This window comes from Porticoccus litoralis, from assembly GCF_030676955.1.
Classification (GTDB): domain Bacteria; phylum Pseudomonadota; class Gammaproteobacteria; order Pseudomonadales; family Porticoccaceae; genus Porticoccus; species Porticoccus litoralis.
The window spans coordinates 605,342-629,795 of record NZ_JAUUUU010000001.1; the positions used below are offsets into that span (position 1 = coordinate 605,342).

The 24,454-nt window shown below is 55.6% G+C and carries 25 protein-coding genes; 17 read left to right on the forward strand and 8 right to left on the reverse strand.

Annotated elements, in window-relative coordinates; genetic code table 11:
- Positions 1–234 precede the first annotated feature (234 nt).
- The gene (gene mutS, locus Q8A57_RS03055; RefSeq protein WP_305169449.1) at positions 235–2,826 is read left to right on the forward strand and encodes a DNA mismatch repair protein MutS; all 2,592 of its coding nucleotides are present in this window, start codon (positions 235–237) and stop codon (positions 2,824–2,826) included.
- Positions 2,827–2,931: 105 nt separating this feature from the next.
- Positions 2,932–3,255 (forward strand): ferredoxin FdxA, encoded by a 324-nt coding sequence (gene fdxA / locus Q8A57_RS03060; RefSeq protein WP_305169450.1) that lies wholly within the window; start codon positions 2,932–2,934, stop codon positions 3,253–3,255.
- Positions 3,256–3,320: 65 nt separating this feature from the next.
- On the opposite strand, the gene sppA is transcribed toward fdxA, so the two are convergent.
- From sppA to arsC, 4 genes are read right to left on the reverse strand one after another with little or no spacing between them, the layout of a single operon-like run.
- Positions 3,321–5,174 (reverse strand): signal peptide peptidase SppA, encoded by a 1,854-nt coding sequence (gene sppA / locus Q8A57_RS03065; protein ID WP_305169451.1) that lies wholly within the window; start codon positions 5,172–5,174, stop codon positions 3,321–3,323.
- Positions 5,171–5,545, reverse strand: coding sequence for a DUF2069 domain-containing protein (locus Q8A57_RS03070; RefSeq protein WP_305169452.1), 375 nt, complete (start codon positions 5,543–5,545; stop codon positions 5,171–5,173). The genes sppA and Q8A57_RS03070 overlap by 4 nt, the downstream gene beginning before the upstream one ends.
- Positions 5,542–6,135 (reverse strand): NAD(P)H:quinone oxidoreductase, encoded by a 594-nt coding sequence (wrbA, locus tag Q8A57_RS03075; RefSeq protein WP_305169453.1) that lies wholly within the window; start codon positions 6,133–6,135, stop codon positions 5,542–5,544. The genes Q8A57_RS03070 and wrbA overlap by 4 nt, the downstream gene beginning before the upstream one ends.
- Positions 6,135–6,479 carry an arsenate reductase (glutaredoxin) gene (gene arsC / locus Q8A57_RS03080; protein ID WP_305169454.1) on the reverse strand — a complete coding sequence of 115 codons (345 nt, stop codon included), beginning with the start codon at positions 6,477–6,479 and terminating at the stop codon, positions 6,135–6,137. Before arsC ends, wrbA begins: the two co-directional genes overlap by 1 nt.
- Before the next feature lie 84 nt (positions 6,480–6,563).
- Here arsC and Q8A57_RS03085 point away from each other — a divergent pair, with 84 nt between their 5' ends.
- Genes Q8A57_RS03085 through Q8A57_RS03095 form a run of 3 tightly spaced genes read left to right on the forward strand, consistent with a single transcriptional unit; the run spans position 6,564 to position 9,691 of the window.
- A complete protein-coding gene (locus Q8A57_RS03085; protein WP_305169455.1) occupies positions 6,564–7,811 on the forward strand; it encodes a YihY family inner membrane protein in 1,248 nt (415 codons plus the stop codon).
- Positions 7,792–8,271: a TlpA family protein disulfide reductase gene (locus tag Q8A57_RS03090; protein ID WP_305169456.1), complete on the forward strand. Its 480-nt coding sequence runs from the start codon at positions 7,792–7,794 to the stop codon at positions 8,269–8,271. Before Q8A57_RS03085 ends, Q8A57_RS03090 begins: the two co-directional genes overlap by 20 nt.
- A gap of 1 nt (position 8,272) precedes the next feature.
- Positions 8,273–9,691, forward strand: a complete 1,419-nt coding sequence (locus Q8A57_RS03095; RefSeq protein ID WP_305169457.1) for an aldehyde dehydrogenase family protein — start codon at positions 8,273–8,275, stop codon at positions 9,689–9,691.
- Between the two features lie 17 nt (positions 9,692–9,708).
- Here Q8A57_RS03095 and hda read toward each other — a convergent pair whose 3' ends face one another.
- Together hda and Q8A57_RS03105 are read right to left on the reverse strand one after the other, a co-directional pair.
- Positions 9,709–10,413 (reverse strand): DnaA regulatory inactivator Hda, encoded by a 705-nt coding sequence (gene hda, locus Q8A57_RS03100; protein ID WP_305169458.1) that lies wholly within the window; start codon positions 10,411–10,413, stop codon positions 9,709–9,711.
- A 22-nt stretch (positions 10,414–10,435) separates the two neighbouring features.
- Positions 10,436–11,587, reverse strand: coding sequence for a DUF2066 domain-containing protein (locus tag Q8A57_RS03105; protein ID WP_305169459.1), 1,152 nt, complete (start codon positions 11,585–11,587; stop codon positions 10,436–10,438).
- A 50-nt stretch (positions 11,588–11,637) separates the two neighbouring features.
- On the opposite strand from Q8A57_RS03105, the gene purM reads away from it, so the two are divergent.
- The 8 genes from purM to Q8A57_RS03145 all read left to right on the forward strand — a co-directional run bounded on the left by purM (position 11,638) and on the right by Q8A57_RS03145 (position 16,936).
- Positions 11,638–12,696, forward strand: coding sequence for a phosphoribosylformylglycinamidine cyclo-ligase (purM, locus tag Q8A57_RS03110; protein WP_305169460.1), 1,059 nt, complete (start codon positions 11,638–11,640; stop codon positions 12,694–12,696).
- Between the two features lie 3 nt (positions 12,697–12,699).
- Positions 12,700–13,371 carry a phosphoribosylglycinamide formyltransferase gene (gene purN, locus Q8A57_RS03115; RefSeq protein WP_305169461.1) on the forward strand — a complete coding sequence of 224 codons (672 nt, stop codon included), beginning with the start codon at positions 12,700–12,702 and terminating at the stop codon, positions 13,369–13,371.
- 55 nt (positions 13,372–13,426) lie between these two features.
- Positions 13,427–14,179: a DUF3108 domain-containing protein gene (locus tag Q8A57_RS03120; protein ID WP_305169462.1), complete on the forward strand. Its 753-nt coding sequence runs from the start codon at positions 13,427–13,429 to the stop codon at positions 14,177–14,179.
- A 12-nt stretch (positions 14,180–14,191) separates the two neighbouring features.
- Complete coding sequence (locus Q8A57_RS03125; RefSeq protein ID WP_305169463.1) at positions 14,192–14,440, forward strand: CDGSH iron-sulfur domain-containing protein; 249 nt, start codon at positions 14,192–14,194, stop codon at positions 14,438–14,440.
- 3 nt (positions 14,441–14,443) lie between these two features.
- A complete protein-coding gene (locus Q8A57_RS03130) occupies positions 14,444–15,295 on the forward strand; it encodes a DUF3014 domain-containing protein (RefSeq protein WP_305169464.1) in 852 nt (283 codons plus the stop codon).
- 176 nt (positions 15,296–15,471) lie between these two features.
- Positions 15,472–15,717, forward strand: coding sequence for a hypothetical protein (locus Q8A57_RS03135; RefSeq protein ID WP_305169465.1), 246 nt, complete (start codon positions 15,472–15,474; stop codon positions 15,715–15,717).
- A 55-nt stretch (positions 15,718–15,772) separates the two neighbouring features.
- Positions 15,773–16,453, forward strand: coding sequence for a glycine-rich domain-containing protein (locus tag Q8A57_RS03140; RefSeq protein WP_305169466.1), 681 nt, complete (start codon positions 15,773–15,775; stop codon positions 16,451–16,453).
- Positions 16,454–16,564: 111 nt separating this feature from the next.
- On the forward strand, positions 16,565–16,936 hold the full coding sequence (locus Q8A57_RS03145) for a SirB2 family protein (protein ID WP_305169467.1): 372 nt from the start codon (positions 16,565–16,567) through the stop codon (positions 16,934–16,936).
- Between the two features lie 32 nt (positions 16,937–16,968).
- Here the strand turns inward: Q8A57_RS03145 and dcd are convergent, their stop codons facing one another.
- Both dcd and apbC read right to left on the reverse strand, forming a co-directional pair.
- Positions 16,969–17,541, reverse strand: coding sequence for a dCTP deaminase (gene dcd / locus Q8A57_RS03150; protein ID WP_305169468.1), 573 nt, complete (start codon positions 17,539–17,541; stop codon positions 16,969–16,971).
- Positions 17,542–17,644: 103 nt separating this feature from the next.
- Positions 17,645–18,472: an iron-sulfur cluster carrier protein ApbC gene (apbC, locus tag Q8A57_RS03155; RefSeq protein WP_305169469.1), complete on the reverse strand. Its 828-nt coding sequence runs from the start codon at positions 18,470–18,472 to the stop codon at positions 17,645–17,647.
- Between the two features lie 102 nt (positions 18,473–18,574).
- Here apbC and metG point away from each other — a divergent pair, with 102 nt between their 5' ends.
- The 4 genes from metG to rsxC all read left to right on the forward strand — a co-directional run bounded on the left by metG (position 18,575) and on the right by rsxC (position 24,451).
- Positions 18,575–20,596: a methionine--tRNA ligase gene (metG, locus tag Q8A57_RS03160; protein ID WP_305169470.1), complete on the forward strand. Its 2,022-nt coding sequence runs from the start codon at positions 18,575–18,577 to the stop codon at positions 20,594–20,596.
- Positions 20,597–20,723: 127 nt separating this feature from the next.
- A complete protein-coding gene (gene rsxA, locus Q8A57_RS03165; protein ID WP_305169471.1) occupies positions 20,724–21,299 on the forward strand; it encodes an electron transport complex subunit RsxA in 576 nt (191 codons plus the stop codon).
- A gap of 24 nt (positions 21,300–21,323) precedes the next feature.
- Positions 21,324–21,941 carry an electron transport complex subunit RsxB gene (gene rsxB / locus Q8A57_RS03170; RefSeq protein ID WP_439651642.1) on the forward strand — a complete coding sequence of 206 codons (618 nt, stop codon included), beginning with the start codon at positions 21,324–21,326 and terminating at the stop codon, positions 21,939–21,941.
- Positions 21,938–24,451, forward strand: coding sequence for an electron transport complex subunit RsxC (rsxC, locus tag Q8A57_RS03175; RefSeq protein ID WP_305169473.1), 2,514 nt, complete (start codon positions 21,938–21,940; stop codon positions 24,449–24,451). Before rsxB ends, rsxC begins: the two co-directional genes overlap by 4 nt.
- Positions 24,452–24,454: the final 3 nt, after the last annotated feature.

Here is a 24,454-nt window from a genome sequence, read left to right on the forward strand (position 1 = left end):
TGGATAACAGCAACCTGATTGTCCAGTTCATTGCACCTCTCTTCCAGTAAAGCGCTTCTAGCCGACTGAACGGATTGCCTTCATATTCAGCAATCAAGCCTTCGCTCGTCCTGAAAAAAGTAGCCACATCCCAAAAACACTTCATCAAGGTTAAGAAACTTCATTTCTGGTAGTGTTTTTTCACCAAGGGTATTCACGTAGAATCCAGCGTTTACCCAACCAGAAGTCCCCCGCATGACGTCAGTGGCAACACCTGAAAATCACACCCCGATGATGCAGCAGTACCTGCGCATCAAGGCCCAGCACCCCAACGAGCTGGTGTTTTATCGCATGGGGGATTTTTACGAGCTGTTCTACGACGACGCAAAAAAAGCGGCGCGACTGCTGGATGTCACGCTCACCGCGCGGGGTAAATCCGCGGGCCAGCCCATCCCCATGGCCGGGGTGCCCTATCACGCCGCCGAAGGATACTTGGCGAAATTGGTGAAACTGGGCGAATCGGTCGCCATTTGCGAACAAATCGGTGATCCCGCCACCAGCAAAGGCCCGGTGGAGAGGCAGGTGGTGCGCATTGTCACCCCCGGCACCATCAGTGATGAAGCGTTGCTGGATGAACGCCAAGACAATCTGCTTGTCGCCGTAAGCTGTGGCAAAGAACAGCAATTTGGCATCGCCACCCTGGATATCGGCAGCGGGCGTTTTCTGGTTCTGGAGGTGGATGGTCCCGATGCCTTGCTGGGCGAACTGCAACGGCTCAATCCGGCTGAGCTTCTGGTCGCTGAAGATTTCCCACACATGGAATTACTGCAGCAGCGCCGCGGCGTGCGCCACCGACAGCCCTGGGAATTTGAAGCCGACACGGCTCGTCGCCAGCTGGTCGATCAATTTGGCACCAAGGACCTGGCTGCCTTTGGCTGTGATCACCTGCCACTGGCTCTGACCGCCGCCGGTTGTCTGTTGCAATATGCGCGGGAAACCCAGCGCGCAGCACTGCCCCACATTCGTAATCTCTGTCATGAGAATCGCGATGATAGTGTGATCCTCGATGCTGCCACGCGACGCAATCTGGAACTCAGCCTCAACCTCAATGGCAATACTGAAAACACCCTTCTGTCGGTGATGGATACCACCGCAACGGCCATGGGCAGCCGCCTGCTGAACCGCTGGCTCAATCGCCCCTTGCGCAACCTGGACACACTGCAGTCGCGGCAACAGGGCGTAGCAGCCCTGCGGGTGGATTACTGTTACGAATCACTGAATGAGCACCTGAAACAAGTGGGCGATATGGAACGGATTCTGGGCCGTATTGCACTGCGCTCTGCCCGCCCCCGGGATTTAACCCGTTTGCGCCAGTCCCTGGCCGCCCTGCCCGAGATCCAGCGAATACTGACCCGGCAGGAACCAGCCCATTTGCAGCAACTGTCAGCCCAGGCTGCAGAATTTCCCGAGCTGGTAACACTGCTGGAGCAGGCCATTGTCGACAACCCACCCGTCGTCATTCGCGATGGGGGCGTGATCGCCGAAGGCTACGACAGTGAACTGGATGAGCTGCGCAACCTCAGCAGCAATGCCGGGCAGTTCCTGGTGGACCTGGAAGAGCGGGAAAAACAGAGCACTGGCATCGGCACCCTAAAAGTGGGCTACAACCGGGTACACGGGTACTACATAGAAATTTCCCGGGCACAGTCCGAGCAGGCACCGGCCCATTATATTCGCCGCCAGACACTCAAGAATGCTGAGCGCTATATCACCCCCGAACTCAAGGCGTTCGAAGACAAGGCCCTCAGTGCGAAAAGCCGCGCTCTTACTCGCGAAAAAGCCCTTTACGAAGACCTGATTGAATCCCTGAACGATCACCTTATCCCCCTTCAGGAATGTGCCGCTGCCATCGCCGAGCTGGATGTTCTGGTCTGCTTGGCCGAGCGAGCTGACAACCTCAGCCTGTGCACACCCACTCTGGAGGCTACTCCGGGTATCGAGGTCTGTGGTGGTCGTCACCCGGTAGTTGAACAGGTGCTGGACACGCCCTTTGTCGCCAACGATCTCAGCCTGAACGAACAGCGCCGCATGCTGGTCATTACCGGCCCCAACATGGGGGGTAAATCCACCTATATGCGGCAGGCTGCATTGATCGTCTTACTGGCCCATATCGGTAGCTGTGTGCCGGCCCAGAGCGCAACGATCGGCCTGGTGGACCGTATATTCACACGCATTGGTTCTTCCGATGACCTGGCGGGTGGACGCTCAACGTTCATGGTGGAAATGACGGAAACTGCCAATATTCTCCATAATGCCAGCGAATCCAGCCTGGTTTTAATGGATGAGATTGGACGTGGCACCAGCACCTTTGACGGCCTGTCCCTGGCCTGGGCCTGCGCCTTGGAGCTGGCGGAAAATGTTCGTGCATTCACGCTGTTTGCCACCCACTACTTTGAGTTGACGGCATTGCCGGATAAAACAGCGGGCGTGGCCAATGTTCACCTGGATGCCACGGAGTACAACGACGACATTGTATTTCTGCATGCTATTCAGGAAGGTCCGGCCAGTCAGAGCTATGGCATTCAGGTAGCCAAGCTGGCGGGCATACCTGCCACGGTGATTGCCCTGGCCCGTCAGGAACTGGCACGCTTGGAAGCCGGAGCCCATCCCACGGTTATCCCGGTAGCAGCAAAAAACACTGATCAACCGTTGCAACAGGAGCTGTTCAGCGACCCGATCGGCGCAGCACTCCGGGGCGCGCTGAGTGCCGTCGACCCCGACGATCTCACACCAAAACAGGCCCTGGAGCAGCTTTATGCCCTGAAGCTGTTGTGCAAGGATCAATAAAGATTCACAAAGCACCGCATAATTCCTCTCTGGTGCTTTAAAACGCGGATTTTATTTCTGTATAATGCGCCGCTGTTCCTTTATCTGCTTCACGGAGAGCACCCAATGACCTTTATCGTTGGCGAAAACTGCATCAAGTGCAAATACACTGACTGTGTGGAAGTTTGTCCGGTGGACTGCTTTTATGAAGGCCCGAATTTCCTGGTGATTCACCCGGATGAGTGTATCGACTGTGCCCTCTGTGAACCCGAGTGTCCGGCCGAAGCCATCTTCTCTGAAGACGAGCTACCCGATAACCAGCAGGTTTACCTGGAACTGAATGCGGAGCTAGCGGAAGTCTGGCCCAACATCACCGAGAAAAAAGATTCCCTCCCCGATGCCGAAGAGTGGGACGGCGTGAAAGACAAGTTGCAGTACCTGGAGCGTTAAAGCTCGGCAGGTAATCAAACAAAAAAGGCGGCCTATAGGCCGCCTTTTTTAATACCGCACGAAAATCACGGCACATCACACTCGAAACACTGTAAATACATACCGCGTGGGTCATTCAGACGTCCCAACGGATTCAGTTTGTTACCCAGGCTATAGAGCCCCATCAACCAGCTCTGGGGCATCCAGCCCTGGGAACGCTGGACCAGCCAGCCAGCCACCTGGCCATTGGCCAGTTCCTGCAACAACTGCTCGCGAAAATCCAGGGGTTTACGGATTTCTTCAACTTCATATTGCTCCAGCCCAGCCACCCTAGCTGCCGCCTCAATCGCCGCCTGTAAATCGCCCAGTTCATCCACCAGACCCAGCTCCCGTGCTTTTGCTCCAGTCCAGACACGACCCTGTGCCACTTCGTGTATGGCTTCTGGCGAGGTGCCACGAGCATCAGCCACCAGAGAAAGGAAGTGATCGTAGATATGATTCACCCCGGACTGAACAACCTGCTTGGCCTGATCCGACATAGGTCGATCCAGCTGGTACAGATCTGCCAGCTCTGTGGTACCGATTCCATCATTGTTGATGCCGAGCGCCGCGAGGCTTTCTTCAAAGGTGGGAATCACTCCGAACACACCGATGGAGCCGGTAATGGTGGTGGGGCTCGCCCACACTTCGTTGGCCCCCATGGCAATCCAGTAGCCGCCTGACGCCGCGACCGTACCCATTGACACAATCACCGGCAACCCGGCTTTTCGAGTGGCCAGCAATTCCTGGCGAATCACCTCAGAGGCAAAGGCACTGCCACCGGGACTGTCAATGCGCAAGACCAGTGCTTTCAACTGATCATCCTTGCGCGCCTGCTGGAAGCGCTGGGCGAGGCTGTCGCCTCCCACCGTGCCCGCAGGCTGTTCCCCATCGAGAATCATGCCCTTGGCTACAATGATGCCAATCTTGTCACCCACCGGCGTAGGCTCGAGGGCTTCGGCACGGCGGGTATGGCTCAGGTATCGCTTCATGTCGATACCCTGATAATTTCCGTCCTCATCGACACCGGCCAGCTGTCGCAACCGGTCAGCCATCTGCGGCCTGGTCGACAGTTTGTCCACCAGCCCTGTCGCTACAGCCAACTCTGCGGTGTTGCCCTGGTAGGCGGCCAGCTTGGCACCCAGGTTATTGACGTAATCGTTGATGGCATCGATGGGCTGGTTGCGCTGGCTTTCCACCCGGCTGGTATACACCGACCACAGGGCGTTGAGCCAGGCACTGTTGTGCTCTCGGGATGCCGGTGACATATCTGTGCGGGTGAAGGGTTCAATGGCATCCTTGTAGGTGCCAACCCGGAAGACGTTGACGTTGACGCGCAGTTTATCCAGCGCATCTTTGAAATAACTGTGGTAGCTGCCAAAGCCGGCAATCAGAACCGCACCCATCGGGTTGAGATGGATTTCGTCGGCGTAGCTGGCCAGGTAATACTGTTCCTGGGTGAAATTATCACCCACCGCGATAATGGGTTTGCCGCTTTTGCGGAAATCTTTCAGCGCCTTTCCCACATCTTCCAGCTTGGTGAGCCCTCCCCCAAGCAGGTAGTCCAATTCCAGCACCAGAGAATTAATCCTCGGGTCAGTGGCACCGCGATCAATGGCTTCCACCACGTCCTGAACCAGTGTTTCGGCATCTGCAGGACTGCTTTGCTGCATTAACTGTGTCAGCGGATCGGTATAGGTTTTCTGCTCCACCAGAAAACCGCCCGGCGCGATTCGCAATGCCGCGCTTTCGGGCAATGGCTGCACGTCTTTCTGAAACATACTGATAATCAGCGCCACAACAATCAGCACGAACAGCAGGTTAAACAGCACGCGAATACCGTGGGCGAGCCGACCAATAAAGCGGAAAAAACGGCGAATCAATCCTGGTTTGTCACTCATGGGTTATCTTCCTGATAAAGCGAGTATTGTTTCCAGCGACTGAACATCATGGCTGCTCCAAACAGCACCACAATAAGAACCAGTTCTACCGCATCCAGCCAGTTGGCGCTGGGTGCAAACAGGTTGGTCACTGTCACCATAAAATACATCAACGTGACAAAACACAGCATGGAGATGGTCTTGTAACGCTCCCTGCGCAATCCCGGCAGGAAAATCAGCAGCGGCACCATGGTAAAAACCATCAGGCTGACCGGGGTACCCGACCAGATGGCATTCGCCAGTAACACCGCCATTAACAGCAGGTAACTGCCCCAGGTGAGCTTGCGGGCCACACCCAACTTTTTAGAGAGTTGTGAAATTACCTTGGTCATGGGGTCACCAGCTTTTTCGCCAGGGATGCCATGCGTTTTCCCTGGGCGATACAAAGTGCGACCTCTTCTTCTGTCAGGGGCCGACTGCCATCGCCACCAGCCTGATGAGAGGAACCATAGGGCGTGCCGCCGGAGGCGGTGGTGTGTAATGCCTGCTCGCTGTAGGGCAGCCCGGCAATCACCATACCCTGGTGCAACAAAGGCAGCATCATGCTGATCAGGGTGGTTTCCTGCCCCCCGTGCAGCGACCCGGTGGAAGTGAACACCGAGGCAGGCTTGCCGATCAGACTGCCGTTGAGCCAGAGATCACTGGTACTGTCGATAAAATATTTCATCGACGCAGCCATGTTGCCAAAACGGGTCGGGCTGCCAAGTACCAAGCCCGAACAATCGCGCAAATCTTCCTTGCTGCAGTAGACGGCGCCCTCAGCGGGAATCTCGGGCTCTGTTGCTTCGCAGGTTGCCGACACGGGTGGCACGGTGCGCAGCCGTCCTTCCAGCCCGCCCTGCTCAACACCTAGTGCAATCTGTTCTGCCATGGCCCGAGTATGGCCATAGCGTGAATAGTAGAGAACCAGAATATAGGGCATCACAGAATATCCAGAACCTGTTCAGGGGGGCGGCCCAGGGCCGCTTTGTCGCCGTTGATAACGATCGGACGCTCGATCAGCTTGGGATGCTCCACCATGGCAGTAATCAATTGCGCCTCGCTGAGGCTTGGATCGGCCAGATTGTTTTCTTTGTAGGCATCCTCACCCTTGCGCAACAGCTCGCGAGCTGAAATTCCCAGCTTGGCGAGAATATCGGCCAGGGTTTTTTCATCCGGCGGTGTCTCCAGATAGAGAATGATTTCGGGATCGATACCCTGCTCTTCCAGAAGAGCCAGAGTTTGACGGGATTTGGAACAACGGGGATTGTGATAAATGCTGATCATGATCTTTGTGTAAAATAGCCTTAATAAAAAATGCATTCTAGCGGTAAACGACCCAACGGGGCCAGACGACGTAAGGGGACACCAATGACGCCGAAAGACAAGCTGGACATGGCGAAACTATTTTTTCGCCATTTGGGCCGGCGCTTTGCCAACGACGGCTGTCGCCAGAGCGCCGCGGCGCTCACCTACATGAGCCTGTTTGCGGTGGTTCCGCTGATGACACTGATGTATTCAATGTTCTCCCTCATCCCGGCCTTCCAGGGCCTTGGTGAACAGGTGCAGCAGCTGATTTTTAATAATTTTGTGCCCCAGAGTGGCGCAGAAATTCAGGGGTATCTCAGCGAATTTTCCAGCCAGGCCCGCACCCTTTCGGTTGCCGGCGCCGTGATTCTGCTGATCACCTCCTATTTGATGCTGACCAACATCGAGCACACTTTTAACAATATCTGGGGCACTTCAGGCGCGCGACGCGGGCTGTCCAGTTTTCTACTTTACTGGGGCATCCTCAGCCTGGGGCCGCTGCTGCTCGGTATCGGTCTGATGATGCGCACTTACCTGGTCTCTTTCCAGCTGCTCGTCGATGAGGTCGACGTGCTGGGCATTACCGGGCTGATTTTTGAATACCTACCGGTGATCTTTACCTGGGCGGCATTCACGCTGCTGTTTCTTGCCGTTCCCAACTGCCGGGTCTCAGGACGCTACGCCACCATCGGTGGTTTGATCACGACCCTGCTGTTTGAACTGGCCAAGCTGGGCTTTGGCGCTTTGATCGCCCACTCCAGCTACACCACCGTGTACGGGGCGTTTGCCATCGTGCCGATCTTCCTGATCTGGATATACCTGATGTGGATTATCGTGCTGGGCGGCGCCGAACTGGTCCGCTCCATGGAAACGTTCCAGACCGTGTGGCGGGGCTACGATTATCCCGACATGATCGCGGTACTGGTGGTGATGTGGGAGTGCTGGCGCAATCAGCAGGTCGGCGGTTCCCTATCTGACCAGGATGTCATCGCCAGTGGTCTTGAAGAGCAGCACTGGCGGGAGTTGCGCGATGTCCTGATAGCAAAAAGACTGCTGGTGGTGACCAACAATGGCCGCTACATCCTGACCCGTGACCCCCACCAACTGAAGCTCTCGGATCTGCTGCAGCTGAGTGGCCGCAGTGTCACTGCTTTGCCAGGTGCCAAGGCCAACGAGGCGCTGTCTGATTATCACTGGTATGGTCGCCTGTCCGGCATCCTTCGCCAAAGCAACGAACAACTTCAGCAAAACCTCTCTCTAACACTGGCAGATTTATTTGAACAGGAGGCCGATGTTGAGAACGATCATTAACTGCCTGGTTTGTGCACTTTTTCTTAGCCTGACAGGTTGTTCCGACAAGCCCTCCGGTTATCCCCTCATGGACGGTGGCACACTCAATTTCAATGACCAGCACGGCAAGGTCGTGCTGATCAACTACTGGGCGGAGTGGTGTAAGCCCTGCCGCGAAGAAATTCCCGAATTGAATGCCTTCCAGCAGAAATTCAGCGATCAGGTACTGCTGCTGGCCGTCAACTTTGACGGCGTCACCGGCGACAGACTAAAACAGCAGGCCACAGCACTGGGCATAGAATTTCCGGTTCTCGCCGAAGACCCGAGACAGCAGTTTGGGGTCAAACCCAGTGGTGTGCTGCCGGAAACTCTGGTCATTGATCGCAACGGCCAATTCCGGCAGGTACTGCTCGGCCCCCAGAACGAGGAGAAACTTGAGGCCGTGCTCAAGCAGCTGTCAGTCAGTCCACAGGAACAATGACATGAAAGATTGCCGCCAGTTCTATATCAACGGCCATTGGGTGGCACCGCAGAGCGCAGATGACCTGGCAGTGGAAAACCCTGCCACCGAACAGATCATTGCCGTAATTTCTCAGGGTACCCGGGATGATCTCAACCGCGCGGTTGCCGCTGCTAAAAAGGCATTTCAGGAGTATTCCCAAACCACCAGGGAGCAACGCATTGCCCTGCTGGAAGCTCTGCTGGCTGTTTACGAGGCCCGTTACGAAGAAATGGCATGTGCTATTTCGATGGAGATGGGCGCCCCCATCAGTTTTGCCCGCAGCGATCAGGCCGATTGTGGCCGCGGACACCTGAAAAGCGCCCTGCGGGCATTGCGGGATTACCCCTTTGAGCAATCACTGGGCAAGACACTGGTGGTGCGGGAAGCTATCGGTGTGTGCGGGCTGATCACGCCCTGGAACTGGCCCATCAATCAGATCGCCTGCAAGGTCGCCCCGGCGCTGGCCACCGGCTGCACCATGATATTGAAACCCAGCGAGATTGCGCCGTTGAGCGCCCACCTGTTTGCAGAAATGATTCACGAGGCGGGATTTCCTCCGGGGGTCTTTAACCTGGTCAATGGTGCTGGCCCGCTGATTGGTCAGGGGCTGGCGGAACACCCGGATATCGACATGGTGTCCTTTACCGGCTCCACAAGGGCGGGCGTTGCTGTTGCCAAAGCCGCCGCCGACAGTGTCAAACGCGTGGCTCAGGAACTGGGGGGGAAATCTCCCAACCTGTTGCTGGACGATACCGATATGGAACAGGCCGTGACCCGTGGCGTCGCCTGGTGCATGGAAAATACCGGCCAGTCCTGCAATGCACCCACTCGCATGCTGGTGCCCGAACAACACTACGAGCAAGCCGTGGCCATTGCCGCCAAAGCGGCAGCGGCTGTTACTGTCGGCTTGCCCCATGAAGAGGGCTCACATATCGGCCCACTCTCCAGTCGAGCCCAATTTGACAAGGTACAGCATCTGATTGAGATTGCAATCAAAGAGGGCGCGCGAGTGGTGGCCGGGGGACTCGGTAAGCCAGAAGGATTTACCACTGGTCACTTTGTACGGCCCACGGTATTTGCTGACGTCAACAACCGTATGACTATCGCCCGTGAGGAGGTCTTCGGACCGGTGCTGGTGATGATTCCCTACCGCGATGAAGCCGAAGCCATCGACATCGCGAACGACACCCTCTACGGACTGGCTGCCTACATTCAGACCGGCGACCCGCAACGGGGTCAGCGCATTGCCCGGCGGTTGCGTGCCGGCATGGTCAGGATCAACGGTGCTTCCCACGGCTACAACGCACCCTTTGGTGGTTACAAGCAATCTGGCAATGGCCGCGAGTGGGGTGAATACGGGTTTGAGGATTATCTGGAAATCAAAGCCATTAACGGCTGACTTGAGCTCTGTTTTTGCTACCAGCTGAAGACCTGTTTCACGAAGGGAATGCTCAACTTCCTCTTGGCTTCCAGGGAAGTTTTCTCCAGTGTATCGAGACAGTCCATCAACCCGTGCAGATCCCGCGCTGCGCGATTCACCAGGTAGCGGGCCACTTCATCTTCCAGTGTCATGCCACGACGGGCGGCACGAAATTTCAGGATTTCCTCCCGCTGCACATCATTGGGTGCCTCCAGCTGAAACACCGGGCCCCAGCCAATACGTGACCGCAGGTCCGACAGTGCCAGGGGTAGCTCCCGAGGAGCGGCATCCCCTCCCATAAGCAGGTGACCGCCTACATCCCGAACTCGGTTAAACAAGTTGAACAACGCCTCCTGCCAATCATCCCTGTCGGCAATTGCCTGAACATCATCAATGGCCACCAGTGGCAGTCGTTCCAGCTCGGCGAGAACCGCTTCCGGAGGGTACTCCATCAACTCCCTCAAGGGCAGATATTGCACCGGAAGACCGCTGGAGGCAGCCCGATGACAGCTGGCCTGTAGCAGGTGGGAGACACCACTGCCTGGCCTACCCCAGAGGTACACAGAGGGTTCATCACTTTGGGGCCATGAATCACGCAGCAGGGTTAACAGCAAATGCTTGCTGTCACCGGCGGGAACCAGAAAATTCTCAAAGGTGGCGTCGTCGTTGAGTTTGATTTGCAGGCTAAGCTGTTGAGGCACTTTTTGTCTCTAGCCTCTATCCCTAACGCCCGTGCCAGCGGAACAGGTACTCATTGGGGCCTGCACCGGGAAAGTCAGCGGTGGTCTGTTCAACGAGACGGCTGTCGCGACGCAGGGTATCCAGCAGCAGGGAGAAGTCGCCCTCCACATCCAGACGCAGACCCAACCGACCCCCTTCCACAGAATCGACAATCACCTTGCTCACCAGCTCCAGAGATTCCAGATAGCCAGTCACATCGCTGAACGACTGAAAATTGGTAACCTGATCAACGTTCAGAGTCAATTGCTGGGCATTGGTTTGGGGAATAAACGCATACCTACCGGCAATGCGGTCCACCGCCTCATCCACCAACTGATTGATTAACTGCGCTGCCGAGTCTGCCACCCCACTACTGAGATCTTCACCATCCGGCGTTTTCAGCAGCCGCGCACCGCGCCACTGACCATTGGAACTCTGGTAAAGCCTGACGGCCATCCAGTTATCGGTTTTGTAACGTTGGGCCACATCTGCCAGCTGGCCCGCGCTGAAATTCCACACATCCTCTTCTGTCAGCTGCGAACGGTCGGCGAGATCCAGTAATGGCACCATCAACGGCGCGGCCCTTACCTTCATGGCGCTGCCAAGGAGTGACAACAGCTCCGGCTGCTCATCAACCGAGATAAACTGACGCCCCTGCTCCAGCGTGTCGACCACCATCCATACCAGCAACTCCGGCCGGTCTGAGGGCCAGATCTGCAATTGCTGACTGCGTGCCAGCCGATCTACTGCCGCCTGAGCATAGTGAATATTCAGAGCCAAGCCTGGCTGATCCTGGGAATTTGCGGGGTTATAGCTCACATACCCGTATTCGGTGATCAGGCTTTCCGCGCGGGACAGGGATTGGACAATCTCCGGATTAGTCAACACCTGGCTGTTTCCCGTGACCTTCACCAGCACCTGTCCCAAACCGGAACGAATGGCCCGTGCACGTTCAGCCTCGCCCTGATCGGCCACAGGAACCTGCGCCTGATACAGCTCAGTCATTTGCACCGCACTGGCCATGGGGCTGAACATCAGGTTCAGGGCTACCAGGAAAAAGGAAAGGATTAACTGCCGGGTTTGTTTCATGGGGCCGATTGTAACAGCCAGCGACAAATAGACACATTCTCGAACTGCCAGATTTCGCCTTTTCATATAAAATAGCCGACCTTTGTTAAATCCGTCTCACAACCAAGGCACCTCCTATGAGCAATCCCAAACAACCCTCCCTCAGCTACAAGGACGCAGGTGTCGATATCGACGCTGGCAACGCGCTGGTCGAACGCATCAAGCAGGTAGCCAAACGTACCCGCCGACCGGAAGTGCTGGCAGGTTTGGGAGGCTTTGGCGCACTGTTCAGTTTACCCAGCGGTTACAAGGAGCCGGTGCTGGTATCCGGAACAGATGGAGTCGGCACCAAGCTGAAGCTGGCCATGGATCTGGGCATTCACGACACCATCGGTATCGATCTGGTGGCCATGTGTGTCAATGACCTCGTAGTCTGCGGTGCAGAACCCCTGTTCTTCCTCGACTACTACGCCACCGGCAAACTGAATGTGGAAACAGCCGCGGCAGTCGTCACCGGTATTGGTGAGGGCTGCAGCCAGGCCGGCTGCTCCCTGGTAGGTGGTGAAACTGCTGAAATGCCCGGCATGTATGAAGGCGAAGATTACGATCTGGCTGGCTTCTGCGTGGGCATTGTCGAAAAAGACGGATTGATTGACGGCAGCAATGTACATGTGGGTGATGCCCTGATCGGCATCGCCTCCTCCGGCCCCCACTCCAACGGCTATTCGCTGATCCGCAAGATTCTCGAAGTGTCCGGCACCGATGCCCGCTCAGAAAAGCTCGACGGAAAGCCCCTCGGTGAGCTACTGCTCACGCCGACACGCATTTATGTGAAATCCATCCTTGGCCTGGTTGAGCACGCCCACGTACCGGTGCACGCCATCTCGCACATTACCGGCGGTGGTTTGCTGGAGAATATTCCCCGGGTATTGCCGGACAGCGCCAAGGCCGTCATTGATATCCAAAGCTGGCAGAAACCTGTGATCTTCCAATGGCTGCAACAACAGGGCAACGTCGATCCCCTGGAAATGCACCGCACCTTCAACTGTGGGGTTGGCATGGTGGTCTGTGTGCCAGAAAATGCAGCCCAGACAGCCCTCGACACCCTGCATGCCGCGGGTGAAGATGCCTTCATTATTGGTCACATCGCCCACGCGGAACCCGGCGATGAACGCGTAGAACTCAAAGGTTTATAAGTTATGCAAAAAACCCATCAACCCCGTATCGTGGTGCTGATCTCTGGCAAGGGCAGCAACCTGCAATCAATGATCGACGCGGTTCAGATGCGTGTTGTCGACGGCGAAATTGTCGCTGTTATCAGCAACAACCCCGATGCACCGGGCCTGCAAAAGGCAGAGAAAGCAGGTATTCCCACCCACGTGGTGAACCACCGGGAGTTTCCCGATAGGGAAAGCTTCGACGCCTCACTGGCCGAAGTGGTAGAGCAATACCAACCCAACCTGGTGCTGCTGTGCGGTTTCATGCGTATTCTCACCCCGGAATTTGTTGCCAAATTCGAAGGCCGCATGATGAATATCCACCCGTCCCTGCTGCCCAAATACCCAGGATTACATACCCATCAGCGCGCGCTGGATGCCGGGGATACCGTAGCAGGTGCCACCGTACATTTTGTCACCAGCGAACTGGATGGCGGCCCGGCCATTATTCATGCAGAAGTGCCCGTTATGGAGGACGATACCGCTGAGACCCTGGCCGAGCGGGTTTTCGAGCAGGAGCACCTGATCTACCCCATGGCGGTTCGCTGGTATTGCCAGGGTCGTATCGGCCTGAGCAATGGCCGCGCCTTCATGTTCGGCCGCCCGTTACCCCCAAGAGGCCACCCATTTAGTACCGTTCCCCGTGAACGATAACGGCAAATGACCCTCTAAACCCTGAATGTCATTCTTACAGGAAACACTGAACGCCATGCGCCAAGTCTTGCGCCAAACCTTACCTGCCGCCCTGATGGGCGTGCTGGCATTACTGTTCGCCCAAAGTCCAACCGCCCTGGCCGAGAGCGAAGCTGCGCTGGTTCCCTATCAGCTGGCTTATGCGGCAACCCTTAACGGCATGGATATCGATGCCAAGCGGGAATTGCGCGTCAACGGCAACCGCTACGAAATCATCACCAGCGCCAAAAACCTGCTGGGCAGCATTACCGAGGAAGGCACCTTCAGCCTGGATGAGCAGGGCGTGATCGTGGACCATGGTTACGAATACGAGCGCAATATCATCGGCATGAAAAAAACCGAAGAGCTGTCCTATGACCGCACTACCGGTGTTGCCAATTACGAAGCTAAAAAGAAAAAGCGCCAAGTCAAGCTGGATGGCAACTACCTGAACCGCCTCTCCTACCAAGTGCAATTACAGCGCGACCTCAGCAACGGACAAACCACATTGCAATACCAGGTGATTGCCAGGGGCCGACTGAAAGACTACAACTTTGAAATACTGGGTGAAGAAACCCTCGACACCCCTCTCGGCCCGTTCAAGACCATCAAGGTGAAACGAGTGCGCGAGGATGACGACCGGCAAACCATTATGTGGTTTGCCCCGGAGCTGAACTACCTGCTGGTACAACTGTGGCAGAAAGAAGAAGATGGCGATGATCACAAACTGGTGATTAAATCGGGGACAATCAACCGTCAGCCCATCATCAATGGCGACAATCACTCCTAGGAGAGCAGCGTCGTGGCAACACCGGAAATAGGCGGGACACAACCCATCATCACCAATGTTACCCAAGGTGAAACCTACTGGTGGTGTGCCTGTGGTCGGAGCGCCTCTCAGCCTTTCTGCGATGGTTCCCACAGCGGCACTGAATTTACACCCCAATCCTGGCAGGCCCCGAGAACGGGAAAAGTCGCCTTCTGCACCTGCAAGCGAACCGCCAACGCACCGCTGTGCGACGGTTCACACGCGAACATTATTCAGGAGTAACCCATGGAAATCAGGCCCGACGAAAGGCCCGAAAGACAACAACCCCGCAGCAAAGCCGGTGTATGGATTGCCCTGGTGATTGCTGCCGCACTAATCGGTGGTGGCGCTTACTACCTGCTGAGCGGAGGTAACGCGCCCGAAGAAGAACCCACTGCTGCCATAGAATTTGAGCCAGAACCATTACCTGCCCCCCCGGCAACACCGGCACCGTTACCGGAAGTGAAAGAAGAAATCCCCCCGCAGGCACCACCGCCCGAAGTAAAAAAGGTGCCCCTGCCCAGCCTCGACGAGAGTGACAAGCTGGCACGGGAAAAACTCGCCGAACTGACACCCGACGGCAAACTGGAACTATGGCTGCCTGGCGACTTTATTCTCCGTCGCGGCACTACCCTGGTGGATGGTCTGTCACGGGGTATCGTGTTGCGCAAAATGCTCAACGCACCCGCACCGGAAGGCAAATTTGCTGTCCTCAAGGATGGTGCCAAAATTTCTATCGACTCCGCTAACTACCAGCGCTACAACTACCTGGTGGAAACCCTTGAAGCCCTGGATACCGATAGCATCGTGGGACTGTTTCACTTCCTGCGGCCACTGCTGGAACAAGCCTACGGCGAGCTGGGTTATCCACCAGAGAAAGTGGACAAAGCCTTTATCGCAGCACTCGACCAGATACTGGCCACCCCATTCCCGCTGCAACCGGTGTACCTGACCCAGGAGTCGGTTAACTACAAGTTCGCCGACCCCTCATTGGAAGCCCTATCGCCCCTGCAGAAACAACTGGTACGCATGGGGCCGACAAACACCAAGCGCGTGCAGGACAAAGCCAGAGCCATCAGGGAAGCGCTGTTAAAGTAATGAGCATAACCCGACCCTAGTACCGCCTAGCAGCATGACAAGGAACGAAGTCTGATGGAACAGGATGTTACCAACCCTCTCAAGCACACCTATTTCTGACATATATGACACAGTGACGCAAAGTCTTGCGTCACTGTGCCTGTCTATTTAACCATTATGTTTACGGGGTTAACTAAATGAAGTTACTAAAAATCATTACTGATGAATCTGGAAATAAAAAAGACTCTCTAAAAATAATGGAATCTGAATCCATTATTGATCTTAAAAAAGCAGGTGAGCGCTACGCTACAGAGAAAGGGGTTACGGACATATCTTGGCTAGACTGCACACCCCCAACAATGGGTGATAAAAAATTAGCGGATAGAAAGACTAAATTTACACTTAGCATTTCTGAACTCGAGTATCTGGTTATTGAAAAATAAATATAACAAGACGCTGCACCCGGCATTGTAGTTTCCCCGCTTTGATGGATATCCCATGAGTTTTGATGGAATCATTTTTTTATTAATCCTCGCGCTGATCGCCTACTTTTTCTATTGGAACAAGAAGAAGGCACAACTCGCATTTATTGAAAAATACCGTTTCAGCTCATCTATCGGCAAAAAGGTCCAGAAAAAATATCCTCACCTCACTCAAGATCAAATTGACCTGGTCATAAAAGGGCTCCGGGATTATTTCTATATTTGCAACAAGGCAAAGCGACGAATGGTTGCAATGCCATCTCAGGTTGTTGATGTCGCCTGGCATGAATTTATTCTTTTCACAAGGCCATACCAGGCCTTCTGCAAAAAGGCTCTTGGCAGGTTTCTTCACCATACTCCAACCGAAGCCATGCGGACGGCGACGCTGGCACAAGACGGCATCAAGCGTGCCTGGAGACTGGCATGTGCCAAAAGCAACATTAACCCGTCCACGCCAACACGCTTGCCATTACTGTTTTCAATTGACTCCCTGCTCGGCATAGAGGATGGCTTCAAATATTCTTTAGATTGCAAAGATAAATCGTCACCGTTCTACGGTGATGGCTACTGTGCGGGGCACATCGGATGCGCTTCGGGATGTGCAGGTGATTCTGGAGCCCCTTCAAGCTCTAGCGGTTTTTCTGATGGATGCGGCGGGGACACCAGCGGTTGTGGTGGAGGCTGTGGTGGAGATTAGTTGACTGACACATAAAGCTGGATTGAGAGCGGCGATGTTCAGGGTGACTAGGTTACTTGAGGACAAACCGCTAAGATGCTTCCGTCACTCAATCACAACAAGAAATAAACTATGTATCCCATTATCAAAAATGCCCACATTACCTTTGCACTGATCAGCATTGCCCTGTTTTTGCTACGCGCCACCTGGTCGGTAATGGAGTCGCCAAAACTGCAGCAGAAATGGGTGAAAATTGCCCCCCATATCATCGACACACTACTGCTGGCCTGCGCGATTTACCTGATGATTACCCTCAGCCAGTACCCCTTTGCCGAAAACTGGCTGACCGCCAAGCTGCTGGCGTTGTTTGCCTACATCGGATTGGGAACCTTTGCCATCAAACGCGGCAAGACCGCCGGCAGCCGCATGTTCTTCAGCCTGCTGTCAGTGGCAACGTTCTGCTATATTTTTGCGGTGGCCATCACCCACTCACCCACGCTGTAGGCAGGTGAGGGCATCTAACCACGGATGGGGTATCAGGCTTTGGGCAGAGTAACGCCGGTCTGGCCCTGGTACTTACCACCGCGGTCGGCGTAGGACACTTCGCATACCTCATCGGATTCAAAGAAGAGCATCTGCGCCACACCCTCGTTGGCGTAGATTTTTGCTGGCAGGCTGGTGGTGTTGGAAAATTCCAGGGTAACGTGCCCTTCCCACTCCGGCTCCAGCGGCGTGACGTTGACGATAATGCCGCAACGGGCATAGGTGGACTTGCCGAGGCAAACTGTCAGCACATTGCGAGGAATGCGGAAATACTCAATGGTGCGCGCCAGGGCAAAAGAGTTGGGCGGGATGATGCAGTAGTCGCCCTTCACATCGATGAAGGCATCGTTATCGAAGTTTTTCGGGTCGACGGTCTTGGAATGGATGTTGGTGAAAATCTTGAATTCATCCGCACAGCGCACGTCGTAGCCATAACTGGACACCCCGTAGGAGATCACTTTCTGGCCGTTCGGATCAGGCTGACGAACCTGTCTTTCCTGAAACGGCTCAATCATGCCGTGTTGCTGTGACATGCGGGTAATCCACTTATCGGATTTGATGCTCATAGTTTTTACTCAGAATTGACGGCCTGCGGGCCTGCGAATGAAAGAGGGCAATAATACCGGTTTGCACCGGTCGGTCAACGCCCTGTACCAGCTGCCGGGCCGATTATTCGATCACAATTTCAGGAGCGCTGCTGGTGGCTTCCGGAGGCAACATGGCCGCCACCTTGCGGGCAATCTCGCGATAACTTTTTGCCGCAACTCCCTCGGGATCGGACATCACGCTGGGAGCACCGCTATCAACCCCATGACGAATCCCCATTTCCAGTGGCAGCGAACCCAGCACTTCGGTCTGGTATTCACTGGCTACCCGCTCGCCCCCGCCTTCGCCGAAGATATGCTCCACATGCCCGCACTGGCTGCACTGGTGCATCGCCATGTTCTCGACAATACCCAGTACCGGGATTTTCACCTTGTGAAACATTTCGATGGCCTTGCGGGCATCCAACAACGCGATGTCCTGGGGAGTGGTAACAATCACCGCACCGGCCAGCCGGGCATTCTGGGCCAGGGTTAACTGGATATCACCCGTCCCCGGTGGCATATCAACAACCAGGTAATCCAGGGTTTCCCAGAGGGTCTGGTTGAGCAGTTGCAACAGCGCGCCGGTGGCCATGGGACCACGCCACACCATCGGTGTCTGCTCGGTCACCAGGTAGCCCATTGACATGGATTTGATGCCATGGGCCTCCACAGGTACCAGTAATTTACCGCCGATGGTTTCCGGCCGGGTACCTTCAGGCACACCCAGCATGGTTGGGATACTGGGACCGTAAATATCGGCGTCGATAATGCCCACACGATAACCTTCGGCAGCCAGCGCCAGGGCCAGATTCACCGACGTGGTGGACTTCCCCACACCGCCCTTGCCGGAAGCCACGGCGATAATCTGATGAACGTGCTCCAATACGTTTGGAAGTGCGGCTTCTGCCATGGTCTATCCTCTTGACAACAGATGAAAAACCGGTTGAAAACCGGTATAGTTGCGCCCCTTTATCAACGCCCAATCCCAACTTTGACGACAGTAGTTGTAGCCATGACTGAACGCAGAAAAATTCTTGTGACCAGCGCCCTGCCCTACGCCAATGGTTCTATCCATATGGGGCACCTGGTGGAATACATCCAGACCGATATCTGGGTGCGCTTCCAGAAATTGCGCGGCCATGAATGTTACTACGTCTGCGCCGATGATGCCCACGGCACTGCCATTATGTTGAAGGCGGAGCAGCTGGGTATTACACCCGAGGCCCTGATCGACCAGGTACGCGCCGAACACCAGCAGGATTTCAGTGATTTCCTGATCAATTTCGATAATTACCACACCACCCATTCGGAAGAGAACCGCTACTTCGCGTCGCTGATTTATACCCGACTGCGGGACAAGGGTCATATCGCCACCCGGGAAATTACCCAGGCCTATGACCCTGAAAAGAACCTGTTCCTGGCGGACCGCTACATCAAGGGCACCTGCCCGAAATGCAAAACCGACGATCAGTACGGGGACAACTGTGAAGCCTGTGGCGCCACCTATGCCCCCACCGATCTGATCAACCCGGTGTCGGCCATTTCCGGTGCCACGCCGGTGGAAAAAGCCTCCACCCACTATTTCTTCAAGCTGCCTGATTTCGCTGACTTTCTGAAAGCCTGGACCCGTGCCGGCCACGTGCAACCGGAAGTGGCCAACAAACTCGGTGAATGGCTGGATGCGGGATTGCAGGAATGGGACATCAGTCGAGATGCCCCCTACTTCGGCTTTGAAATCCCCGATGCCCCGGGCAAGTATTTTTACGTCTGGCTGGATGCCCCCATCGGCTACATGGCCAGCTTCAAGAACCTGTGCGACAAACTCGGGCTCGATTTTGACGAGTTCTGGGGACCGCATTCTGACACCGAGTTGTACCACTTTATCGGCAAGGACATCGTCAATTTCCACGCCCTGTTCTGGCCCGCCATGCTGGCTAACGCGGATTTCCGCACCCCGTCCGAAGTCTGCGTGCATGGCTTCCTGACGGTGAATGGCAAGAAGATGTCCAAGTCCCGCGGCACCTTTATTAATGCCCGCAGCTACCTGGACCATCTCAACCCGGAATACCTGCGCTACTATTTTGCCGCCAAGCTTTCCGCCAGCGTGGACGATCTGGACCTGAATCTCGATGACTTTATCCAGCGGGTCAACAGTGATCTGGTGGGCAAGGTGGTCAACATCGCCAGCCGCTGCGCGAAATTTATCAGCAAGGGCAATGATGGCGTGCTGTCCAATACGATTGCCGACCCGGTGCTGTGGCAGCGAGCAGCCGGTGCTGCCAACGGCATCGCCGAACACTATGAGAACCGGGAATTTGGCAAGGCCGTTCGCGACATCATGGCGCTGGCCGATGCCGCCAACGAATACATCGCGGGAAAAGAACCCTGGAAGCTGGCTAAAGAAGCCGGGCGTGAACAGGACGTGCAGGATATCTGCTCCCTGGGCATCAATCTGTTCCGGGTGTTGATGCTATACCTGAAACCGATTCTGCCGGCCATGGCAGAGGCATCAGAGGCCTTCCTCAACGATGAATTGAACTGGCAGGGTGAACCCCAACCCCTATTGGGTCACCGTATCGACAACTTCAAGCGGCTGATGCAGCGGGTGGAGAAAGAAAAAGTGGACGCTATGCTGGAAGCCAGCAAAGAAGCCCTGGCAGCCGCCAGCAGTAAACCCCTCACCGGCCCATTGGTGGATGAACCCCTGGCAGCAGAAATCGGCTTTGACGACTTTATCAAGGTGGACCTGAGGGTGGCCTTGATCGTCAAGGCGCAGCCGGTGGAAGGTGCGGACAAGCTGTTACAGCTGACCCTGGATATTGGCGGTGAGACCCGCAATGTCTTTTCCGGCATCAAATCCGCCTACAACGCCGAGGACCTGGAAGGCCGCCTCACGGTGCTGGTGGCTAACCTGGCACCACGGAAAATGCGCTTCGGGGTATCCGAGGGTATGGTCCTGGCCGCGGGAGACGACAAGGGCATTTATCTACTCTCCCCCGACAGTGGCGCCCAACCTGGCCAGCGCATTACCTGAGTCCACAGCTGGGTTTTTATCACTTAATGCTATGCCTTATGGTCAAATAAACTAAAAGGCTCCAGTTTTATACTTAATAGCAGGGTTGACCAGCCGCTATAATGGCTGACCCAATGAGACCGACGATATGCAGGAATTTGCCGTCATTCTGATCAGCGCCATACTGGTGAACAATTTTGTTCTCGTCCAGTTCCTTGGCCTGTGCCCGTTCATGGGGGTCTCAAATAAACTGGAAACGGCTATCGGCATGGCCGGTGCCACCACCTTCGTACTTACCCTCGCGGCCTTGTCCAGTTACATGGTGAACAGCTGGATTCTGGTGCCCCTCAACCTGGAGTACCTGAAAACCATTTCCTTTATCCTGGTAATTGCAGTGGTGGTGCAGTTCACCAAGATGTTTATCGAAAAGAGCAGTCCGCTGTTATACCGGGTACTCGGTGTGTTCCTGCCACTGATCACCACCAACTGTGCTGTGCTGGGCGTAGCCTTGCAGAATACCGCCAAGGCTCACAGCCTGCTGGAGTCCACACTCTACGGCTTCGGTGCTGCGGTGGGCTTTTCACTGGTATTGATTTTGTTTGCCGCCATGCGTGAGCGACTTGCCGTTGCCGATGTACCGACACCATTCAAGGGTGCGGCCATTGGCATGATTACCGCTGGCCTGATGTCTCTGGCCTTCATGGGCTTTAGTGGGCTGGTCTAGGGGCATTCTTCTGTGTACGACCTGATGATTCAACACCCGTTGATCGCGGCACTGGTGGCCTTAGTGGGACTCGCCGTGATTTTTGGCGCGGTACTGGGTTTTGCCGCCATCAAGTTCCGTGTTGAAGGTGACCCCATTGTTGAGCAGATCGACAAGCTTCTGCCCCAGACTCAGTGTGGTCAATGCGGATACCCCGGCTGCCGACCTTATGCCCAGGCCATCGCCGACGGCGATGCCATCAACAAATGCCCACCCGGCGGGCAAACCACGATCAATGCGCTGGCAGCTCTGCTGGATGTGGACGCTCCCACCCTGGATGCGGAACATGGACAGGAAAGCGATATCAAGAAGGTCGCCTTTATCCGTGAGGATGAATGCATCGGTTGCACCAAATGTATCCAGGCATGTCCTGTAGACGCCATCCTTGGTGCTGCCAAGCAGATGCATACAGTGATCGCCAGCGAATGCACCGGCTGTGATCTCTGTGTCGAACCCTGCCCGGTAGATTGCATCGACATGTTACCGGTCCCACAGGGACTGGCGGACTGGAAATGGGAGATGCCCGCCTCCAGTGCCGAGCAGGTCAAAGCCCTGCGCCCCGGCAATATCATCGCCACTGATCGCGGGGACCGGGCTGCATGAGAAAAATCTGGGATCTGGTCGGCGGCGTTCACCCCCCCGAGAACAAACACCAGTCGGTGCAGCAGCCCATTGGCCGCCTGCCCCTGCCTGAAAAACTGGTCATCCCCCTCAATCAGCACATTGGTGCGCCGCCAAAGCTGGTCGTCAATATTGGCGATGAAGTATTGAAGGGTCAGGTACTGGCAGAACCCAATGGCATGGTCAGTGTCGGTGTACATGCACCAACCTCCGGCGTCATCAGCGATATCAGCGATTATCCGATTCCTCATCCATCTGGCATGTCGGCCCGTTGTATTACCCTCATTCCAGACAACTATGATCGCTGGATTGAACACGCGGGCTTGGACGACTTCAGGGCCTGCAGCCCGGCCAAGTTGCTGGAACTGATTCGCGAAGCCGGAATCGCCGGACTCGGTGGCGCGGGCTTCCCGGCTGCAGTAAAACTATCAGCGCGCAAACCGGTCAGCACCCTGATTATCAACGCCACCGAGTGTGAGCCGTACATCACTGCCGATGACATGCTGATCCGCGAACGTGCCGAGGATATCGTTGAGGGTATACGCATTCTCGCCTACATTCTGGGCGACCCCGAAGAAGTCCTGATCGGCATTGAGGACAACAAACCCGAAGCCTATGAAGCACTGCAGCCCTATCTCGCCGACACCAATATCGAACTGGTGGAATTCCCCACCCGATATCCTTCAGGCGGCGAAAAGCAGCTGATCCAGATCCTGACCGGCAAGGAAGTACCCAGTGGCGGCCTGCCGGCAGATATCGGTATTGTCTGCCAGAACATCGGCACTACCTATGCCGTCCAGCGGGCGATCCGCCACGGGGAACCCCTGATCTCCAGGGTCACCACGGTCACCGGTCGGGCCTGTACGCTGAACCGCAATTATCAAACTCTGATCGGCACCCCCATCAGTCACTTGCTCAAGCATAACGGTTACGATCATCACCACTGTGCCCGCCTGATCATGGGCGGCCCGATGATGGGCTTTACCCTGACGGATATGGACGTACCCGTCATCAAGACCACCAACTGTATTCTGGCACCCTCAAAAGAAGAGCTGCCCACCCCACCTCCCGCACAAGCCTGTATACGCTGCGGAATGTGTGCCGAGGCGTGCCCTGCCAGCCTGTTGCCACAACAACTGTTCTGGTACGCACAGTCTCAGAACTACGAGCGCCTGGAAGCTCACAACCTGTTCGACTGCATAGAATGCGGTGCCTGCTCCTATGTCTGCCCCAGCAATATTCCACTGGTGCAGTACTACCGCGCTGCAAAAGGCGAAATTCGCAAGCAGGCCCAGGAAAAAATCAAATCTGATCGTGCCCGGGCACGCTTTGAATTCCAACAGGCCCGCAAAGCCAAAGAGGAAGCGGAAAAAGCTGCCAAACGCGAAGCGCGTAAAAAAGCTGCAGCCGAAGCACGGGCGAAGAGCGGCGATCCGGCCGCCACCACTGACTCGCAAAGCGATATCGTGCAAGCCGCCATGGCTCGGGCAGCAGAAAAGCAGGCCTCGCCGGAAGCACAGAAAGCTAAACTGGAGCGTGGCGTAGCCCGGGCAGAAAACCACCTGCAAACCGTGGAGCAACGATTGCTGGCGGCAGAACAGGAAGGCAATGAACAACAGGTGGAACAGGCTAGAGCTGCAGTAGCTGATGCACGCCTGCGCCTCGATGATGCCCACGCCAAACTACAGGCTCTGGAAACTGAGGGGGCTAGTACTGAAAATAAGGTCATGGATCGGCTACAGGCCAGTCCCAACGAGGCCCTGCAGAAAAAGATTGCCAGCCTCAGGGAGCGTATTGCGATCACTGAGCAGAAAATTGCCGAGGCCGACGACGAAGCACTGAAAACAGCACTACAAAACGGTCTGGACAAGCAGATCGGCAAGCTGAAAGAGGCTGAAAAACAGTTGGCTGAAACCCCTGCTGGTGACGCTGTGTTGACACCGGCAGGCACCACCGATGCCGCTGCCGCGGCGATTGCCAAAGCCCAGGCCCGTGCGGCAGCCATGGGCAACCTGTCTGAAGAAGACAAGCTCCGTGAGTCCATCATGTCACTGGAGGGCCGTATCGAGAAGGCACAGGCCAAACTCGATGAAGCCCGGGCCAGTGAATCCGAACACGTAGATGCCCTGCAGACCGGTCTCAACAAACTGCAGCAGAAGCTGCTGGACAACCGCGAGAAATACTTTGCCCTGACCGGCCAAACCGTATCTTCAGAACAACCACCAGGCACAGAAGACCAACCACAGGATGCGGCCTCTGCCGCCATTGCCCGCGCCCAGGCGCGTGCCGTAGAGCTGGCCAACATGTCCGAACAGGACAAACTGCGAGAAGCCGTAGATTCCCTGAAGGGGAGACTGGAAAAGTCCCGCCAGAAATTGCGTCAGGCGGAAGCCGAAGGCTCAGAACATGTGGAAGCTCTGCGCACCGCCGCAGAAAAACTTGAAGCTAAACTCGTCACTGCCGAACAGCAGCTGGCTGAATACAACGCCTGACGG